This is a genomic window from Robertmurraya dakarensis (assembly GCF_900156875.1).
Lineage (GTDB): Bacteria > Bacillota > Bacilli > Bacillales > Cytobacillaceae > Robertmurraya > Robertmurraya dakarensis.
In genome coordinates, this window is record NZ_LT707408.1 from 643,399 (window position 1) to 663,353 (window position 19,955).

At 39.1% G+C, this 19,955-nt stretch carries 17 protein-coding genes; 13 read left to right on the forward strand and 4 right to left on the reverse strand.

Translation table 11 applies throughout. The features are described 5' to 3' along the window. The first annotated feature begins 83 nt into the window (after window positions 1-83). From CZ487_RS04305 to CZ487_RS04325, 5 genes are all read left to right on the forward strand, one after another. Window positions 84-1,409 (forward strand): hemolysin family protein, encoded by a 1,326-nt coding sequence (locus tag CZ487_RS04305; RefSeq protein WP_202617784.1) that lies wholly within the window; start codon window positions 84-86, stop codon window positions 1,407-1,409. Window positions 1,410-1,540: 131 nt separating this feature from the next. Then, entirely contained in the window at window positions 1,541-2,146 is a 606-nt protein-coding gene (locus CZ487_RS04310; protein WP_077210945.1) for a class I SAM-dependent methyltransferase, read from the forward strand. Between the two features lie 81 nt (window positions 2,147-2,227). Then, window positions 2,228-3,370 carry a trans-sulfuration enzyme family protein gene (locus tag CZ487_RS04315; protein ID WP_077210946.1) on the forward strand — a complete coding sequence of 381 codons (1,143 nt, stop codon included), beginning with the start codon at window positions 2,228-2,230 and terminating at the stop codon, window positions 3,368-3,370. Window positions 3,371-3,505: 135 nt separating this feature from the next. Further along, window positions 3,506-4,075 carry a TetR/AcrR family transcriptional regulator gene (locus CZ487_RS04320; RefSeq protein WP_077210947.1) on the forward strand — a complete coding sequence of 190 codons (570 nt, stop codon included), beginning with the start codon at window positions 3,506-3,508 and terminating at the stop codon, window positions 4,073-4,075. Window positions 4,076-4,132: 57 nt separating this feature from the next. Further along, window positions 4,133-5,068, forward strand: a complete 936-nt coding sequence (locus CZ487_RS04325) for an SDR family NAD(P)-dependent oxidoreductase (RefSeq protein WP_077210948.1) — start codon at window positions 4,133-4,135, stop codon at window positions 5,066-5,068. Between the two features lie 80 nt (window positions 5,069-5,148). Here the strand turns inward: CZ487_RS04325 and CZ487_RS04330 are convergent, their stop codons facing one another. Together CZ487_RS04330 and CZ487_RS04335 are read right to left on the reverse strand one after the other, a co-directional pair. Beyond that, entirely contained in the window at window positions 5,149-6,588 is a 1,440-nt protein-coding gene (locus CZ487_RS04330; RefSeq protein WP_077210949.1) for a cbb3-type cytochrome c oxidase subunit I, read from the reverse strand. A gap of 13 nt (window positions 6,589-6,601) precedes the next feature. Then, entirely contained in the window at window positions 6,602-7,132 is a 531-nt protein-coding gene (locus CZ487_RS04335) for a cupredoxin domain-containing protein (RefSeq protein WP_077210950.1), read from the reverse strand. Window positions 7,133-7,382: 250 nt separating this feature from the next. Here CZ487_RS04335 and CZ487_RS04340 point away from each other — a divergent pair, with 250 nt between their 5' ends. The 3 genes from CZ487_RS04340 (at window position 7,383) to CZ487_RS04350 (ending at window position 11,544) form a co-directional block, all read left to right on the forward strand. Continuing rightward, entirely contained in the window at window positions 7,383-8,930 is a 1,548-nt protein-coding gene (locus CZ487_RS04340; protein ID WP_084783121.1) for an NAD(P)H-hydrate dehydratase, read from the forward strand. A gap of 242 nt (window positions 8,931-9,172) precedes the next feature. Beyond that, on the forward strand, window positions 9,173-10,873 hold the full coding sequence (locus tag CZ487_RS04345; RefSeq protein WP_077210952.1) for a methyl-accepting chemotaxis protein: 1,701 nt from the start codon (window positions 9,173-9,175) through the stop codon (window positions 10,871-10,873). 149 nt (window positions 10,874-11,022) lie between these two features. Then, window positions 11,023-11,544, forward strand: coding sequence for a hypothetical protein (locus tag CZ487_RS04350; protein ID WP_077210953.1), 522 nt, complete (start codon window positions 11,023-11,025; stop codon window positions 11,542-11,544). 102 nt (window positions 11,545-11,646) lie between these two features. On the opposite strand, the gene CZ487_RS04355 is transcribed toward CZ487_RS04350, so the two are convergent. After that, window positions 11,647-12,267: an SCO family protein gene (locus CZ487_RS04355; protein ID WP_077210954.1), complete on the reverse strand. Its 621-nt coding sequence runs from the start codon at window positions 12,265-12,267 to the stop codon at window positions 11,647-11,649. Between the two features lie 553 nt (window positions 12,268-12,820). Here CZ487_RS04355 and CZ487_RS04360 point away from each other — a divergent pair. The 5 genes from CZ487_RS04360 to CZ487_RS04380 all read left to right on the forward strand — a co-directional run bounded on the left by CZ487_RS04360 (window position 12,821) and on the right by CZ487_RS04380 (window position 17,720). After that, a complete protein-coding gene (locus CZ487_RS04360; protein ID WP_077210955.1) occupies window positions 12,821-14,014 on the forward strand; it encodes an acyl-CoA dehydrogenase family protein in 1,194 nt (397 codons plus the stop codon). A gap of 66 nt (window positions 14,015-14,080) precedes the next feature. Next, window positions 14,081-15,238, forward strand: coding sequence for an acyl-CoA dehydrogenase family protein (locus tag CZ487_RS04365; protein ID WP_077210956.1), 1,158 nt, complete (start codon window positions 14,081-14,083; stop codon window positions 15,236-15,238). 278 nt (window positions 15,239-15,516) lie between these two features. Beyond that, window positions 15,517-16,092 carry a biotin transporter BioY gene (locus tag CZ487_RS04370; RefSeq protein ID WP_202617810.1) on the forward strand — a complete coding sequence of 192 codons (576 nt, stop codon included), beginning with the start codon at window positions 15,517-15,519 and terminating at the stop codon, window positions 16,090-16,092. 21 nt (window positions 16,093-16,113) lie between these two features. Then, entirely contained in the window at window positions 16,114-17,118 is a 1,005-nt protein-coding gene (gene bioB, locus CZ487_RS04375; RefSeq protein WP_077210958.1) for a biotin synthase BioB, read from the forward strand. Window positions 17,119-17,315: 197 nt separating this feature from the next. Beyond that, on the forward strand, window positions 17,316-17,720 hold the full coding sequence (locus CZ487_RS04380) for a YbaN family protein (RefSeq protein WP_237562798.1): 405 nt from the start codon (window positions 17,316-17,318) through the stop codon (window positions 17,718-17,720). Between the two features lie 42 nt (window positions 17,721-17,762). Here the strand turns inward: CZ487_RS04380 and CZ487_RS04385 are convergent, their stop codons facing one another. After that, window positions 17,763-19,256: a peptide MFS transporter gene (locus tag CZ487_RS04385; protein ID WP_077210959.1), complete on the reverse strand. Its 1,494-nt coding sequence runs from the start codon at window positions 19,254-19,256 to the stop codon at window positions 17,763-17,765. Window positions 19,257-19,955: the final 699 nt, after the last annotated feature.

Genomic DNA, 19,955 nt, shown 5'->3' on the forward strand with positions numbered 1-19,955 from the left:
TTTATTACATCCATTTATGTATTAAAGGAGTTGACTTAAAGAAAAATAAAAAAAGGACTTATTGTTTTTCGGGAGGTGATTCGTTGAGCACTGAAATTATGGTATTGATTATATTGATTATTTTAAATGCCTTTTTTGCAGCATCGGAAATCGCTTTAGTTTCTCTAAATGATAACAAAATAAAACTCATGGCAGACGAAGGTCATAAAAAAGCCATTAGAGTACATAATCTGTTATCTGAACCAAGCCGCTTTCTTGCGACGATCCAGATTGGAATTACGTTGGCCGGTTTTATGGCTAGTGCCTTTGCAGCAGGAAGCTATGCTGAAAAAATGGCTGGAACTTTGTACAATATGGGTGTTCACCTCAATCATAATGCACTTGTAACGATTTCTACGATTATTATCACGCTTGTTCTTTCTTATTTTACTCTGGTTTTGGGGGAACTTGTTCCAAAGAGGCTTGCACTGCAGAAAGCTGAGAAAATTTCTTTTTTTGCATCAGCTCCTTTAACACTGCTCTCAAAAGTGACCTCACCGTTTGTGAGGCTGCTAACTCTGTCAACGAATGTAATTGTTCGTATTTTTGGGATAGACCCTAACGCAGAGGAGGAAGAAGTGACAGAGGAAGAAATTAGAATGATGGTTGATGTCGGCAAGGAAAAAGGGACCATCCAAGAATCAGAGAAAGTCATGATTAATAACATTTTTGAATTTGATAATAAGACGGTTTCTGACATCATGACACATAGGACGAATATTGTGGCCATTCCGATTGATTGCACTCTAAAAGAAACGTTGCATTTTGTGAACGTCGAGAAGTACACGAGACTGCCAGTGTATGAAGAGAATATTGACCATATTGTCGGAATTCTTCATGTGAAAGACTTGTTTCGGTTTATTGAGAATGGTGACAAAAATGCTTTCAGTTTGCGGGATCTGGTGCGCGAGCCATATTATGTACTCGAATCAATGAGAATCGATTATTTGTTTTTCGACATGCAAAAGAATAATATCCATCTTTCAATCGCGTTAGATGAGTATGGAGGCACAGAGGGAATTGTCACCATGGAGGACCTGCTTGAAGAGATTGTTGGGAATATCTTTGATGAATATGATGAACCTGAATTGGATCTTGCTGAAATCGAACCAATTGATGATTACACTTTTTTTATGGCAGGAACGATCAATCTTGGGGAAGTGGAGGATTTTCTTAGAATTGATTTGCCGACAGAGGATTATGATACGTTAAGTGGGTTCATGATCGGACAGCTTGGCTACATTCCGGCGCCAGAAGAGAGGCCGTCCATTGTTCATGAGAATATCACTTTTTCTGCTGAAGAAATGAATGATCGAAGAATTGTAAAGGTGAAGGTCAGCATGAGAAATCATAGTGAAGAAGAGATGTAAGGTAACTGTTTTATCGCAGACAGTTGCCTTTTTCCATGGATTTCGCTTCTATGTGATTTATAATGAAAGTATGATGATTTAGTTTGAGACCGACAGCCTTTTGAAAATACACAATTTCCAGGAGTAACGCAATGACTGAACAATCTTACGAGAAACTTTTGAATATAAAAACAACTGGTGAGCAAAAAAACACAGTACAATCTTTTCATTATTATCCTTATGAACCGACACCTTATGGCGCAATTGAAGAATTATTTAAGAAGGTTGAGCTTGGAAGCGGAGATCGCTTTGTTGATTTTGGATGTGGAAAAGGACGGTTACTTTTCTATTTGAACTACTTTTATGATGTGACGGTTGTAGGCGTTGAAATGAATACACTTTATTACCAAGAAGCGATGCATAATACAGCCCGCTATTTTAAAAAAACTAAGAAAGATGCTTCAAATATCCACTTTTACAATTGTCTTGCTGAGGAATACGAAATAAATGAAGAGGATAACATCTTTTATTTTTTCAATCCCTTTTCCATCCAAATATTTATGAAGATCTTGAATAATATTTTACTTTCGGTTGAAGGAAATCAACGCAATATAAAAATTATTTTATATTATGGATCAGAAGATTATGTTCATTATTTGGAAAGCCACCCTTCCTTCAAATGGAAAGAGGAAATCATCATTCCTGGATTCTATCAGAATAATCCTTTTGAACGTTTTTTGGTATACGAATTATCTTAAAGAATGGGCATTTCCTTCGTTTCTTAATTGCTATACTATAGAAATATACTGAACACTATCTTTAAAAAGCAGGTGAATATATTGGAAAAAAGATTTGAAACGATTGTTTTACATAATGCCAAAAAAGAAAATAGACCAATTAAGAGTAAAGTAACACCTATCTACCAAACATCTGCCTTTACATTTACTGATTTAGAGGAATTGGAAGGTTTTTATCAAGGAGAAGGAAATTATTTATACTCTCGTACTGGAAACCCTAATCCGGATGAGCTGGGGGCTGCTGTTGCAGCATTAGAAAGGGCGCCAGCCGGTATCGCAACGTCATCAGGACTCTCTTCTATTTTGGCAGCGGTGCTTGCTGTCGCGGGCAGCGGTGACCATATCGTTGCCGCGGAAGATTTGTATGGTGGAAGCTTTCACTTATTAAAAGAAGAATTAAGTACACTCGGAATTCAAACAACATTTGTTTCATTTTCTAATCCAAAAGAGGTGGCGGATGCCATTGGGGAGAATACGAAACTTTTGTATTCTGAATCGATTACTAATCCTCTTTTAAGAGTAGAAAATATAGAGGCTATTGTAAAGATAGCGAAAGAGCATGGGCTTATCACGTTAATTGATAACACATTTGCTACACCCTATCATATCAATCCATATAAGCTCGGTGTTGATTTAGTGATTCATAGTGTGACTAAATATATTGGCGGCCATAGCGATGTGACAGCGGGTGTTGTTGTCGGAAAGGAAGAGCTCGTTGCAAAAGCTAGAGCTAAAGTAGTGAATTTCGGGGCCAATGTCAGCCCATTTGAAGCTTGGTTAACTACGCGGGGATTAAAAACATTGGCCATTAGAATGAAATCTCAATCTTACAATGCTAGAAAATTGGCTTTAGCGCTTAAGGAGAATCGGCATGTAAAGAAGGTTTACTACCCATTTGCTGAGTCCGAGGCTGGCTTCGGGGCCATTGTTACGATTGAATTAGCAAAGAGCGTGGATGTTAATCAATTTTTCAGATCACTGTCATGGGTTAAAATTGCTCCTACATTAGCTGGTGTTGAAACATCTGTATCACATCCACTGAAAACCTCTCACCGTGCTCTTCCCGCAGAGGCACAAGAAGCACTGGGGATAACAAATGAAGTTGTGAGAATATCGGTCGGAATTGAACATGAAGAAGACATTATCCACACTTTTGAACAGGCAATTGAAAATTCAGTAAGATGATAATGGGTGCCAAGGTATGAAAATTGCCTGGCACTATTTTTTAGAAAAAATTAGAAAGTTACAAAAAGATTTATTGACCAGTGTTTAATTAATAAATATAATATATTTAAACAGTGGTCAATTAAGGAGGTAATTATGTCACCGAGAAAGTCTGTTGAGCAAGAATTATCGCGGGAAATGATTATGAATGCAGCAAGAGATCTGTTTGCAGCTAAAGGATATGCACATGTATCAATGCGGCAAATAGCGAAAGAGCTGGACTATAGCCATGGCGCCATTTACTATCATTTTAAAAATAAAGCTGAATTATTTTCTGCTCTTGTAGAGAATCATTTTCAATTATTAAATACAGAATTAGAAAGTATCCTGAATATAGATTTGGAGCCTAAAGAAAAGCTTGAGCAAATTTTTCTTGGATATATTAAGTTTGGACTGACCTATCAAAGTCATTATGAAATCATGTTTTTAACAAAAGACGAAGAACTTAAGAATTATATGAATCAAGGACCATATAATAGCTACGAAAAGTTTGCTGAAAGCGTCTATTCTTTATGCGGGAAACAGGTGTCCATCCAGGATATTTGGTCTGTTTTTCTCTCGCTGCATGGCTTTGTCACACATTATTGCCGAGCTGCGGAGAGTTTTAAAGAAGTAGAGGGCATGGCTAATTACCATGTAAAACTTTTGTTAAAGCTTGTCGTATAATTTTTTTTAAGATTAATTAACCAGTGGTTAATTATTAAAAAAGGGAGAGAGAACTCTATGAAAAAGGCGTTGGTTTTAGGAGCTTCCGGAGGTATGGGGTACTGTATTGTTAAGGAACTATTATCAAGAGGGGTTGAGGTCACGGCTTTTGCACGAACAAAGGATAAGTTGGAAAAGTTGTTTGGAGATGAACCTAACGTGACTATTTTTACGGGGGATATTTTTCAAGGAAGTGATTTAGAAAAAGCGGCAAAAGATGTTGATGTCATTTTTCAGTCTGCTAACATTCCTTATCCTGAGTGGGAGGAGAAACTGGTTCTATTAATGGAGAATATTCTGACAGCTGCTATAAGAGAGGGAGCTAAGCTCGCGGTCGTGGATAATATTTATGCCTATGGCCGCAGCAAGGGAGTGAATATGAAAGAAACGGCGCCAAAAGAACCTCATACAAAAAAAGGAAAGATCCGCCTGCAAATAGAGAATATCATAAAGGAATCTGGTGCACGGGCCTTGATTGCTCATTTCCCAGACTTTTACGGTCCAAATGCTGAAAATACGATCCTGCACTATACTCTTAAAAGCATTGTTGCTAACAAAAAGGCAGGCTTTGTTGGTGATCAGACTATTGCTAGAGAATATATCTATACTCCCGATGGTGCGAAGGCGATTGTCAATTTAGCTTATGAAGAAAAGGCATATGGGCAAAATTGGAATATCCCTGCATACGGGGTTATTACGGGGCAGGAGCTTATTGGAACGATTCGTGAAATAACGGGTTATCAAAAGGGTGTCTCAACCATTTCCAAGAACATGATTAGATTCCTCGGGTTTTTTAATGGTAATATGCGTGAGGTGGTGGAAATGTTCTATCTAAATGAAGAGCCTGTTGTATTGGATGGAGGAAAATATGAGGAACTGCTTGGAGCTGTACCGCGAACTCCTTTTCGTGAGGGATTGCGGCAAACCATTCAATATATGAAGGAGAATGCCTAGTATAAGAGATCATGGTTATATGGTGTCCATTTCGAGAATAGGTACCTAGAAAAATATTCTTTCACTAGGTACCCTTATTTTTAAGAAGGTCTTTCTACATTTTTCAAACAAGCGAAGAATCTAATCGTCATTAGGATCGTAGCAAGAACAACAAAAACTCCGCTTAGTGCACCCACTTGGTCTGATAATACCCATTCTGGCATATGTTCCGCCCATCTCCGAGGAACGCTGATGCTGCCCGCATAGAGGAAAGAACCAACAATCCCAACGAAAAATGTAAAGAAAAGCGAAATACTAAACGTATCGATTCTTGAATGTTTCATGGACCCTTCCGTTTTATTAAAGTAGTACATGAATCCAAGAATCATTGCGATAACGCCCATCCCCATATATGTATGGAAATGTCCAGGAACCCACTTTGTATTATGCATGACGTGGTTAACGACAATGGTTGCATCGATAATAGCCGGAATTGCACCTGCTACCCATCCAAACATGGACAGGAAAAGCAGACTTGACGCAAAATCCCATTTGATGCCTGAACGATATACAATCATGAGGGCTCCATAAGCAGTCACAACCATTACTGGAAGTCCGTTTGCGTAGGAGAAGACTTGACCAATAATCAGCATCCATGTTGGGACAGCAAAGTCCATTAATAAATGGTGTGTATAGATCATGAGTGTAAATAATGTTGAAGCGTTCCAGGCAATCAAAAAGGCCTTATTAGACTTCCAAGGACGGCTTGTATATTTAGCAAGCACTTCATAAACAGCAATGACAGCCATATAGATCGTTGCGTTGCAGAAGATATGACCAAATGCATAGGTTAGATGTTTAGCAAGCATGGGATCCATTGTAATGGCTGGATTAATAATATTTAGGATCGAACCAATGATCACGATTGCACCTGCAATAATTGCCGTTGAGTTTGTGATGATCACCATGGTCGTTGCCACAACTGCTGGAGGCGGCCCATATCCTTTTTTTCCTCTGAAGATATAATCCCAGCCTAGTGATTTCCCTAGTCCTCCGTATTCTTTTATTAGCCGGCCAGCTAAATAAAAGTACATGATTAAATAGCCTACTCCTAAAATCAATACCCCAAATAAAAATAGGAGTGCGCCAAGAACCCCATAAGCCTTTGTTGATTGAAAAGGCAGCGGGTATAAAAATGTCCAAGCGTCAGAAAAGTCATAGGCAAATATAGCTATTAAAATTAAGATGACTCCGATGATTGAGCAGGTGAAATTTATTAGAAAAATAACAGGATTTATTTTAAGATACTTTGATAGAAAATACCACATGATCGCTGTGCCGCCTAAAGCAGCAACACCTACCATCCCAATTCCATGTGCTGTCATGATTTTATAGAACCATTCAGGTGTAATGTTTATTAAATTTCCTTGATTAAGCAGCATGATAACGCCAAAAGCCATCATTAAAATTAAAACCAAAGACGTTGTCATTAAATACCATATAACTCCTCTTCGTACTAAAGGATTGCCGCTTGCTTCCATATGACTTACCTCCTTAAGGCTGTACTGTGATTTCTTTCACCATGACATGATGACCGATTGAACAATATTCAAGGCAAAGAATTTTATAGGTTCCCGGTTCAGTAAAAGTAAAATATACTGAGTTTTTATACTCTGGCATTGCTTGAGTCTGCGCGACCAACTCAAGGTCTTCAGTATAAAGGCCGAACCCGTGTGTTACATCTTTAGCGGTAACGACAAATTCGACCTTGTCGCCTACCTTAAAGCTCTCTTCACTCATTTCCCAGTTGTACTGAATCCCCACTACATCAACAACCTTTGTTTCGGCAGTGGTTGTGGCTTCAGCGTGACTGCCATGATAGGGCAGCTCATCTAAGGTTAAAACAGTTGCAATCCCCATTACTCCAATCAATCCAAAAAACCAGTACGTTCTTATTTTGTATCCTTTTTCTTGTATTGGAGCATACTCAGCCTTGCGTTTCGATTCACCATATACAAAGGCGAATGCCAGTGCTAAGAGAAACTCAAAGAAAACAGTTAAGAATAAAGCGATCGTTTGATACATACACGCACCCCTCTTTCGTAAAATTGAAAATTACCTTTATTAGTAAACCTTGTTTTCATTTTAATAAAGTTGGTAAAAGAATTCGGTGATATAAGTCATGTTTTGTTTGAAAATTTAAATAAATGGAATACTCATGAAAGTAGAATGTGGATGGACAGTGCTGGCTGGTAACACTTTTTAAAGCTTTCAGCGGTTTGAATTTCTGAAAGAAATTTATGGTAAAATTGGAGTGAAATGTGAGGTGGCTAGAATGATGTTTGCGGCAGGACAAAAGGAAATGCAGAGAATGGATCAGTATACAATGGAGAATCTTGGACTTCCCGGCGTTGTACTTATGGAAAACGCAGGGGCAAGAGTAGTAGAGGAAATCATTTCTAGTGCTAAGATGGAAAGATCTAGAGTTGTCATCTTAGCCGGAGGAGGAAATAATGGCGGAGACGGTTTTGTTATTGCCAGGAGATTGTTTGATATAGGGTTGGAACCTGTTCTTTGTTTGTTAGTACCCCCAGAGAAACTGAAGGGAGATGCGAAAATTCATTTCGATGTTTATGTAAATCGAGGGTTTTCTTTTTTACGGGGCTGGGAAGGTGAAGACAGCGAACTAGTTGATGAATTAGCGAAGGCGGATATAATAGTGGATGCCATTCTTGGAACCGGTGTCAAAGGAGCTGTTCGTGAGCCATTTGCTGGGATAATTTCGATGGTAAATTCTTTCCATGGAGAAAAAACGATTATTTCGGTCGATATTCCTTCAGGCGTGGAGAGTGACACCGGAAAAGTGGAAGGTGAAGCAATTAAAGCTACAAAGACGATTACGTTTGTTTTTCCAAAAAAGGGTTTCTTTTTGCAAGAAGGGCCACAGTATGTTGGGGAATGGGCAGCTGTTGATATATCGGTGCCGCCTTCTATCGTAAATGAACTGGGGCTTGACATGCCCCAAGTACTGACCGAAAAACTGGCAAGAGCCCAGGTCCCTGCACGGCTGCAGCATGGGCATAAAGGAACGTTTGGACATGCTGTTGTGATTGGAGGTTCGCGTTCTTATGTGGGAGCACCGGTATATACCGCAAAAGCCGTCCTGCATTGTGGAGCTGGTCTGGTGACACTCGCAGTTCCGGAGTGTATTTATCCAATGGCGGCCACTCAAAACCCGGAATCGTTATTACTGCCGCTTCCCGATATTGATGGACATTTTTCAGAAACAGCGATTGCCGAACTTCGTCCTCGGCTCCAGCAGTTTGATTGTATAGCGATTGGTCCGGGGATGAGCCGTTTTCATAATGGAGAAAACTGGATGAAGAACCTTTTTTCTGCTCTTGGGGATCAGACTGTTGTGGTGGATGCGGATGCTTTGTACTTGCTTCGCGAGCAGCTGGATATTGTTAAATCATATAAGGGGAACGTGATTTTTACTCCACATCCGGGTGAGATGGCATTGCTGACAGGTAAGTCCATTAAGGAAATAGAAAAGGACCGTATCGGAACGGCATGCAGCTTTGCAAAAGAATACGGGATATTTCTGCTTTTAAAAGGGCATCGATCGGTCATTGCCAGTCCTGACGGCTCAATTTATATAAACCCGCTTGGACATGATGCGCTTGGAAAGGGTGGAAGCGGCGATGTACTGACAGGGTTGATCACTTCTTTCCTTGCACAAGGAGCAAAACCTTTAGAGGCCGCGCTAGCTGCAAGCTATCTTCATGCCAAAAGCGGAGAAGAAAAAGCAAAAGAACTATCCCGCTACGGCGTCATGCCCCTCGACCTAATCGAAGCAATCAAACACCAACTAAACTATTAGGTACCAGGTACCGTTCGTGGACAGTTGGTTGGATTTGTCTTTGTGGAGCGGACAGCGGGATGTGAGCAGGTACTGTTTTTGAACAGTGCCTGCTTTTTTTGTCAGCTGATTTTGAGTAATGGGAAATGGGTAAAATATCTTAGGTTTTTTCAGGATTTAACCAATATATTTACTGCTTTTATAGTAATATTGTAGTATACATATCACGACAAAAATAGACATAAAGATTTGGGGGAAGCAATATGAAGGGGAATCTGACAAAGCAGCTAGGCGGAATTATTATAGGTGTTATATTGGCATCTTTAATTATCACCTCTCTATCAAACTATTGGGTAAGTTACCAAAAAACTTATGAAGCGGCAGGGATTGAAGCGGTAGGCTGTGCAAATATTACAACAGGACTCATCAATCCCAGTGACATAGAAGATATCATTAATGGAAATCAACAAAAAAGAGCAGAACTTGAAAACACAATCAACTGGACCACAGATCATAAACAAATTTTTGAGGATCAGTTTGTGATTTCTTTAGACGGTACGATCTTGGCTGCTGATGATAATATGAAAGCACAAGGATTTAAGGCTGGAGATCGGTTTTTTATTGACCCTGATCTAGTTAAAATGATACAAGAAACAAAGCATCCTCATTATTCCAAAATTTACGACTTTGGCGGAATGAAGCGGATCACCGGATATGCACCGATTTTTAAGGATCATGACCCAAATAAAGAGATCATTGCTTTGAATGCAATTGACTTTGATGCAAGTATTGTTACAGAACGGACATGGGACTCCGTTAAGGATGGATTCCTGTTAGGGCTTTTGCCAATGCTGGCAGCCTGTATTATAACGATTTGGTTCATTCGCAAAAAGACAAAGCCGATTACGGTATTAATTCAGCACGCAAAAAGAATCGCTGAAGGGGACTTAACGGTTGAGGATATAAAAGTAAAAAATAAGGACGAAATTGGGGAATTAGCAAGCGCTTTAAATACGATGACACATAATCTTAGGGATCTCATTACACAATTTCGTGTTAGCACTGAACATGTAGCATCATCATCTGTTCAATTAGCCAGCAGTGTAGAACAAACCAACTTTGCTGCTGAGCAAATTGGAGGAACGATGCAGCAGTTAGCGTCTGGTGTTGACCAGCAAGTAAGAAGTGTTGAGGAAGCCTCTATAAAAGTAAATGAAATGTCAGCAGGAGTTAAATCAATTACAAGTCATACGAACAGCGTTTCGGCTGTCGCTGTTTCAACGACAGAAAAAGCCCAAGAAGGAAGTCAAGTTATTCAAACTGTAGTTGGACAAATGGGGGAAATCACTACACAGGTTAACAAGCTGTCAGAAATCATCAAAGGATTGGGCAATCGTTCTCATGAAATTGGAGAAATCATTGAGGTCATAACAGGTATTGCAAACCAAACCAACTTACTGGCATTAAATGCTGCGATTGAAGCTGCAAGGGCTGGAGAACATGGCAGCGGATTTGCGGTAGTAGCTGATGAAGTAAGGAAACTAGCAGAACAGTCATCAGAATCTGCTCAGCATATCTCAAAGCTAATATCGGCTATCCAAAAGGAAACGGATACTGCTGTCCAATCAATGGATGTTACAAAGAAAGAAGTAGTCTCAGGTATTGATATGATGAACAGTGCGGGAGATTCATTCCAGCAAATACACGGTTCTGTCAATGAAGTTACTACTCAGCTTCAAGAAGTAGATTCAGCCATGAACAAGATGGCAAGGAACGCTGAGGAAATTGTTCAATATATCAAATATATTTCAGAGATAGCGGGAACAGCAGCAGCTGGAACAGAAGAAGTGTCCTCATCAGCCGAGGAGCAGATAGCCTCAATGGAAGAAATCTCTTCTTCCGTTACATCATTATCAAAAATGGCTGAAGAGCTCGAATTACAGATTGGAAAGTTTCGAATATAGGGGAATTGTGACTGTTTTGTGAAAATACTATGGCTTTTTAGGTAAGGAAAATAGTATTATGTAAAATAAGTATAAAAATTTTCCAATATTTTTATGTTATTCTATGATTCTTTCGTTTTTGGGTGCCGCCTAGGGAAGGGGGTTATGTTATGTCGGTACATCACTTTATAGCAGCAAATAAGGAGCTGCCGGTGGGCAGTTTCGGTTATAAGTGGATATTGAAGCCTGCTTCTGAATTAGCTAGGGAAGGTAAGTTCGGATGGGAACAGAGTGAATACGTTCAAGAACCGTTTGTAAAGGTATTTGAAAGCTTAGAAGATACATATGGAATTGATATAATAAAGCTGGATGGATATGAACAAATAAAAGCGAAGTTTAAATATAAGTATGTATATGAACTGCTATGTTCTCATCATAGAAAAGGATATAGAGAGCTTTTTAAATATATTGATACTAATTTATTACATGATGAAGAAATAGAAATATATACCTGCCTGGATGGCCATGAATTACAAAAGAAAGACGATGACCTCGATACGACGGTCAATTTAAAAACACTAGAGTTTATTGGACAGTTAGGGAATATTAAACTAGATAAGAAACGCTATATTACACAATTAGGTGAAATGTTCTGGCTAAGAGAGAAGCAATATGTAATCGTGAAAAAATAAGTAAAAGAAGGCCCCTGTTGGATACCCAAACAGGGGCCTTCTGAATAATCTAGTCACACTGTCCACCACCAGTGGAAACTGTCCACGGACGGTACCTGGTACCTATTGGAGTGATTTGAGGTCTTGGATGATTTGTTCGATTGGCAGGTTGACTCCATCATATCCTTTGACAGCGATGCCTTGTTGGTTTACTAGGAAGAATTTGGTGCTGTGTGTTACTTGGTCTGTGCCTTCTGGCTTTTCTGCTAGGGTTTTGACTGACTTGGCAATTCTTCTGATATCTTCTCCAGTGTATCCTGTTAAAAAGTCCCAGTTAGAAAAGTCTGCCTCATATTTTTTGCCATATTCGGTTAGGACTTCAGGAGTATCAAACAATGGATCAACACTAAATGAAACTAACTGAACATTAAGACCTTCTGATTCTAGTTGCTGCTGGAGCTTTGCCATGTTTGCAGTCATTGGCAGACAAATTGTTTCACAGTTTGTAAAAATCATATTCATAATCCAAACATCGCCGTCGTAATGATCCTTCATGATGGTTTCGTTTTCTTGGTTCACAGCTTCAAAGTCAGCTATTGGCCAGTCGTAATCGGGAACGAAGTTAGAAATAGTACTATCGTCTGCAGGATCCTCCATTGCTTCCACTGCTTGATTTTCATTGGAGCATGCACTTATTATCAATAAACTAAACATTACAAGTAAGAAGAAAAAGAGCTTCTTCATGTGATCACCAGTCCTTATAAGATAAGATAAGATACCCTCAGTGTACTTCTTTTCTTTTTAAAATAATGTGATAGACCTCACAAGTAAAAAGTTCAAATCAAAAACCTAATGGAATCAATAAAAAACCCAATATATTGTAAAAATATCTCAAAAAAATATTGAATATTCCTAATATTTGTGTATATTTAAATTAAACAGTAATTTAAAAAACTGAATATTCATAACCGACCATTTTAACTGCATGCTAGAAATGATTCGCAGTTAAAACGAAAGGGGGCAAGTCTGCGTATCTTTGTTACATAGAACTATAAAAGGTTTTTCGTAGTTTATTAAAGGTATTTCTTTTTTCACTATTAGAAAAGCGCTTACAGTTTTAGGTTCTATTTATGCAAACAAGAAGACATACACAGAATACTTGTTAAAAGGTCTATCGAATTATGGATTGAGTGTCATCTTTAAAGAATAGTTTGTTAGATTTATTAGAAATGATATATTCAGCAATGCTTTTGAATAAATATAGACATGCAATTTGATAATGGGAAGGATGATAAAGATGGATTTCTCGTATACTGCGAAGGAAGAAGCTTTTCGTAATGAATTAAGAACATGGTTGCAAGATAACCTGCCTGAGGGCTGGCTGGATGGTACTTTTGAGTATCCAGAAGAGGAAAATGAAAGAGCTGCCTTTTTAAGAGATTGGCAGAGAAAACTATCAGAAGGAAGATGGGCAGGGATCTCTTGGCCTGAGCAATACGGTGGAAGAGGTGCAACACTAGTTGAAGAAGTCATTTTTGAACAAGAAATGGCAAAGGTGAAGGCGCCGCCAATTATTAATACAATTGGGACTGCAATGGTAGGTCCAACTTTATTGCAGATTGGAACAGACTACCAAAAAGAAACTTATGTTCCAAAGATTTTAAATGGAGATGAAATTTGGTGTCAGGGCTACTCTGAACCAAGTGCAGGTTCTGACTTAGCAGCGATTCAAACTCGTGCTGTGAAGCAAGGGGATAAGTGGATCATCAATGGTCAAAAGGTTTGGACTTCATTTGCGCATCTTGCAGATAAGTGTTTCTTGCTAGCAAGAACAGAGAATACTGGCAAGAAGCATGAAGGAATTACAGCATTCCTTATTGATATGCACCAGCCTGGTGTAGAAGTAAGACCGATTCACCAAATCAATGATGCTTACGATTTTAACGAAGTATTTTTAAATGATGCAGTTGCTTACGAAGCTGATGTAGTAGGAGAAGTTGGCGATGGCTGGAGAGTAGGTCTAATTCTATTAAGCCATGAACGTGTGGGTGTTGCGAAGCAAACATTTAGACTTCAAAAGTTGTTTGATGAGCTAGCTGACATGGCGAAGACATTAGAAAAGAACGGCCGACCGCTAATTGAAGATCAAATTGTTCGTCAAAAACTAGTTGGTTTCCGTGCTAAAACAAGAGCCCTTCTATTAAACTACTATCGTCATTTAACAGATACGATCCGCAATGGACGACCAGGTCCTGAAGGTTCATTGGATAAGCTTGCTTCCAGTGAATTAGGACAGCAGATGCTGGCGTTTGGCGTATCTATTCAGGGAGCAAACGGTCAATTATGGAAAGAAGATGCACCGGTTAACGCAAATTGGCAGAAAGATTGGCTTCGTTCTTTCGCTTATACAATTGAAGGCGGTACTTCTGAAATTCAAAGAAATATCGTTGGTGAACGTATACTTAAATTACCTAAGGATATTAAGCATTAATCATCTTATTAAACTCATATTTTTTAATAAAAGAAAAAGTGGATCGAAAACTCGGAGGTGGAAAAAATGGATTTTGCATTAAATGAAGAACAAACATTATTTCAAAATCAAACACGTCAATTTTTAGAATCAAAAGGTGATTTAACAATTCCTCGCAGCTATATGGAAGGTAAGGAAGAAGTATTAGAAGAATTATGGAAAGGTTTAGGTGACCTTGGTTACATGGGAATCACTATTTCAGAGGAATATGGTGGTTTAGGACTTGGTGACTTAACACTTGTTCCAATTTTAGAAGAAATGGGCCGCGTGGTTGTTCCTGGTCCATACCCAGAAACGGTTGCATTTGCTGTTCCTTTATTACAAGCATATGGCACAGAGGCACAGAAGCAAAAGTATTTGCCTTCCATTGCTGAAGGAAAGAGAAAAGTTACTCTTGCGGTTCTTGAAGCAAGCGGAGAATTAGCGCCGTCTGAAGTTCAATTACAAGCAAAAGTCAGCGGTGACGAGTATGTTCTTCAAGGAACGAAAATCCTTGTTCCGCATGGTGATATTGCTGATACATTGATTGTGCCTGTTCGTACAGGAGGAACGAATAGTGAATATGGTATTTCCTTAGTAATCGTAGATGCTGATCAAGTAACTCTTGATACAAAAAAGCAAATCAGCATGGACGAAACAAGAAAAATGGTGCAGGTTACTTTCAATGAAGTGAGAGTACCAAAAGCACAATTGTTAGGACCTGAGAATGCTGGCTGGGGAATCCTTCAATCAGGACTTATTCACTTAAATGCGGCATTAACTTCTACAATGGTTGGCGGTATGGACCGCGTCGTTGAAATGTCTACGGAATATGCAAAGACACGTGAGCAATTTGGTCAGCCAATCGGCCGTTTCCAAGCGATTAAGCACCGAATCGTTGATATGAAGTTAGATATGGACAGCGCTCGTTCACTTTCATACTATGCTTCATGGGCGGTTGAAAATAAAACAGATGATATGGTTGAAGCAGTAGCTCTTGCTCGTTCTTTCAGCAGTGAAGCTTACTTAGATATCGCTGGTAAAAATATTCAAAACCATGGTGGTATGGGCTTTACATGGGAATTTGATTGCCACTTTTTCCTAAAGCGTGCTCGCGCATTAGAAAATCACCTTGGATCACCTGAATCATTCCGTGAAACAGCAGCAGTTGAAATGGGATGGAATGGAAAGAAAGCATTAGTTTAATAAAAGTACAAAAACATTGTTATTTTACAAGAATGATTTCATCGTCAATAGTAAGGTATAGGGTAACGTTTAATTTAGTATAAAAGGATACTCAGCAGGTACCAGGTAACGCAAAAGGACAAAAACAGCTTATTTGTCTTTTTGTGGTACCTGGTACCTTTTTAGTTTATATGTTAACTAATTTTAAGAATAGGTTGACATTAAAAGAAAAAATCATTACTATTTAATTATTCTAAAAATTATGGAGGTGGACGACGGTGAAATCAAAACTGAATGCTATGGATATTAGCTTGGTGGGGATGTTTGTGGCATTGATGGCAATAGGAGCTAACATTACAACAATTGCTCCGTTTATGGTGGTTGGCGGTGTTCCGATCACGCTGCAGACATTCTTTGCTATTTTGGCAGGTGCGATTTTGGGAAGTAGATTAGGAGCTATCGCGATGATCGTTTACGCTTTTGTAGGGTTAGCAGGTGCTCCAGTGTTTGCGAAATTTAGTGGAGGGATTTCCCATTTATTAAGCCCGACTTTTGGTTTTATTGTTTCTTTTATTTTTACAGCCTATGTTGTTGGTAAGTTAATAGAATACAAGAAAACATTAACTACATATGTGTATGCCTCTCTCATTGGGATGGCTATTAACTACCTTTTTGGAACGAACTGGATGTATTTTGCTTACAAGTTATGGGCTGCGGCACCGGATGGTTTTACATATAGACTAGCATGGCTATGGATGGTTGTACCTTTGCCGAAGGATATTCTCTTATCCATTGGGGCTGCGATGTTTGCACATCGATTTGAGGTAAATGTGTTATCAAAGAGTTATTTTAGAAGATTAAGACGAAGTGCTTAAAAATTCGAGGAGGAAATAATAATGAGTTACTGGAAACAACTAGCATACGCTGTATTAGAAGGTTATGAACTGACGGACGATGAGAGTCTGAAATTGTTAACTAGCCCAGATGAGGAACTGCTTGAAGTGTTGAATGGTGCATATGTCATTCGCCACCACTACTATGGAAATAAAGTAAAGTTAAATATGATTATGAATACAAAGTCTGGTCTTTGTCCTGAAAACTGCGGATATTGTTCCCAATCTAGTATTTCTAAGGCGCCAATAGAAAAATACTCTATGCTGGATAAAGATGAGATACTGAAAGGTGCTAAGCGTGCACATGAACTAAATGTCGGTACATATTGTATAGTGGCAAGCGGAAGAGGACCAAGCAATAAAGAGATTGATAAGGTAGCATCCGCTGTTAAGGAGATAAAAGATCAATACAATCTAAAGATTTGCGCATGCCTCGGTATTTTACAGCCAGATCAAGCTGCTAGATTAAAAGAGGCAGGGGTCGATCGATATAATCATAACCTCAATACCTCAGAAAATCATCATGAATTCATTACAACTTCCCACACTTATCAAGATCGAGTCGACACGGTTGAATTAATAAAGCAACAAGGAATTTCGCCATGTTCCGGTGTGATCATAGGCATGAAAGAAACGATGCAGGATGTGATTAGTATGGCGAAAAGTTTGAAGGCCATTGACGCCGATTCCATTCCAGTGAACTTTCTACACGCGATTGATGGTACACCATTAGAAGGGACTAATGAGCTGAATCCTAGATACTGCTTAAAGGTGCTTTCACTTATGCGTTATATTAATCCAAGTAAAGAAATCCGAGTCTCCGGAGGAAGAGAAGTGAACTTACGAAGTTTGCAGCCGTTGGGCCTTTACCCAGCAAATTCTGTTTTCGTCGGCGACTATTTGACAACAGAAGGGCAAGAATCTTCTGCTGACCATCAAATGCTTATCGACCTCGGATTTGAGATTGATTATATAAAACCAGAAAATGACTTAATTGTGAACAAATAATGATTTAGGTACCAGGTACCGCAGATGGACAGATTTGGTGGTTTTGTCTTTTTGCGGTACCTGGTACCGATTTTTTTATCGTGGTTAATCATTAGATTTTGGGGTGGGATTATGACATAATGAAGTAAAATTAAGCTTGTGTAAAGGAAGTTTCTCTGTGGATTTCGGTGAAGCTTATGAAGAGGGGCTTTTAAGAGGTGGTCATCATTAGAAAAATTAAAAATATATTATTCATCATAGCGGGATTCCTGTCTTTAGGTCTCGGCATTTTAGGAATCGTTCTGCCGGTTGTGCCGACAACTCCACTTTTATTGCTTGCCTCTTTCTGCTTTGTGAAAGGATCCACTAAGTTTGAGACTTGGTTCAAGGGAACTGATTTATATAAAAAGCATGTTGAAAGCTTTTTGCGAAATAAAAGTATGACCTTGAAGCAAAAGGTAATGCTTAATTTATTTGCAGATACGATGATTATCATTGCTTTTATAAATGTTCAAATTGTATATGTAAGAGTGCTGCTAGTCTTAATAATCATTTATAAATATTATTATTTCATCGCGAAAATCAAGACAGTTAAAAGTGATCAATGGAAAGAACGAGCATGATCCATGTGAACATAAATAAAGAGCCCCTGAGGGCTCTTTATTTTATCGTACGCCTTTCATAAAACCTTGAATTTTAGGTGCTAATAGGAAGAGGATGATCCCTAATAAGATCGAGATGCCTCCGATTACACCAAAGTACGTGATCTCCGTCTCTGCTGAGTAGAATTTCACAATTTGAGCGTTAATCGCCTGCGCTGCAGCATTGGATAAGAACCATAAGCTCATCGTCTGTGCAGAGAAAGCAGCAGGCGCTAATTTGGTTGTTGCTGAAAGTCCAACAGGTGATAAGCACAATTCACCGAGCACAACAATGAAATAGCTAAGCACTAACCATAATGGATTTACCAATGAATCCGTTCCTGCTAAATAGCCTGGGATGAGGATAACTAAGAAAGATAATCCAGCGAACAATAATCCAAAAGAAAACTTTTTAGGAATGGATGGCTGGCGTTTGCCTAATTTTACCCACATCCATGCAAAAACAGGTGCCAAAATGATAATAAATAATGGATTTAACGATTGGAACCAAGCAGGAGAAATACTGAAGCCTGCAAATTCTAGATCTGTACGTTTATCCGCGTAATTAGCAAGAATGGTTGCTCCTTGTTCCTGAATAGCCCAGAACATAACAGATGCTATAAATAAAGGAATATAAGCAATCAAACGTGAACGTTCTACAGCAGTTGTTTTTGGACTGCGATACATGACCGTAAAGTAGACAATTGGAATCCCAATTCCAAGAACACCTACTAAAGCAATAAAGCTATCGAATGTTAAGATACCCATTGGAATGGTAACAGCAATTAAAATTACGAGAATGATGGCGCCTATACCAAAACGAGTATATACCTTTTTCTTTTCTGATGGTGAAAGCGGGTTAGGAACAAAGGTTCCTGCTAAACCAAGAGATTTCTTCTTTGTTATTAAAAAGACTAATAATCCAATGAACATTCCGACTGCAGCAATTCCGAAGCCGAGATGGAAATCATACTTTAATCCAACTTCTCCGACAATGAGTGGAGCAGTGAAGCCTCCTAGGTTGATTCCCATATAGAAAATACTGAACCCAGCATCGCGACGGTCATCTTTTTCACTGTAAATTTCTCCAACAACGCTTGAAACATTAGGCTTTAGTAAACCTGTTCCGATTACGATCAATACCATGGAAATAAAAAACATCGAGATGCTTCCAGGTACCGCTAATACAATATGACCAAGCATGATTAAAATTCCGCCATAGAATACAGCTTTGGACGTACCAAAGATTCTGTCTGCCAGCCATCCACCGATAATTCCAGACATATACACTAGTGAGCCATAGATAGACATGATGGCAAGGGCGGTAGATTCATCGATTCCCAATCCGCCTTTTGACACTTCATAGTACATATAGAAAACGAGGATGGCTCTCATACCATAGTATGAAAATCGTTCCCAAAACTCAGTAAAGAAAAGAGTAAACAAGCCCTTAGGGTGACCGAAAAAACCCTTTTGAGGAACACTATCTACTATTCTTTGTTTATGATCATTTGTCATGATAAATCCCCCTCGTATAGTACTAGTAAGAGCTCTTTCTAGAAGAATTTCCAGTTGATCCGGATCCTCTAAAATTCACTCTAGATTCCTATAGGTTATCAAGGTTAGCCTTTCGGCTTCCCCATCTTAAATATTTTAGTTTTACCCTTGTTTCACCCACCTGATGGGGAAGCCGAGGTAAAGTTCAAACTATCAATAATAGATTAATGTGTTGTTCTTATTTCGCAGGGGGATAGTTTCCCTACTGCTTCTTTGAAATGCCTTTAACTGAATATCGAGAAATGGCGGAGAATGGAGGAAGCTCCAGCGTTTTACTCCGTCATTTTTTTATAGCGTTCATAGACCTGCTCATGGGACAATGGAACCGACAGGATCGTATCAGGATATTGCTTCTCCCCCTTGCGGACACTTTGGTGTACTGCTTCATAAGCCTGCTACCCATGGTTCATTATTGAAGGTCTAACCACTGGTTGCGCCGCCGTAAAAGAAGTGAGTGTAGCGCTCATGATGGACTTCTTTTCTTTGAGTGCTGATGACGAGGAAGACATCGATGATTCCCGTGGGCACCCAGGTCTGAACGTTCTTGATTAACTTACATACTGGAGGTGATTGGTATGTCACAAATGCTTGTTGGTGTAGATGTAAGCTTGAAGTCCCATCATGTCCATTTCATGAAGGAGGACGGGTCCACACTCGCCG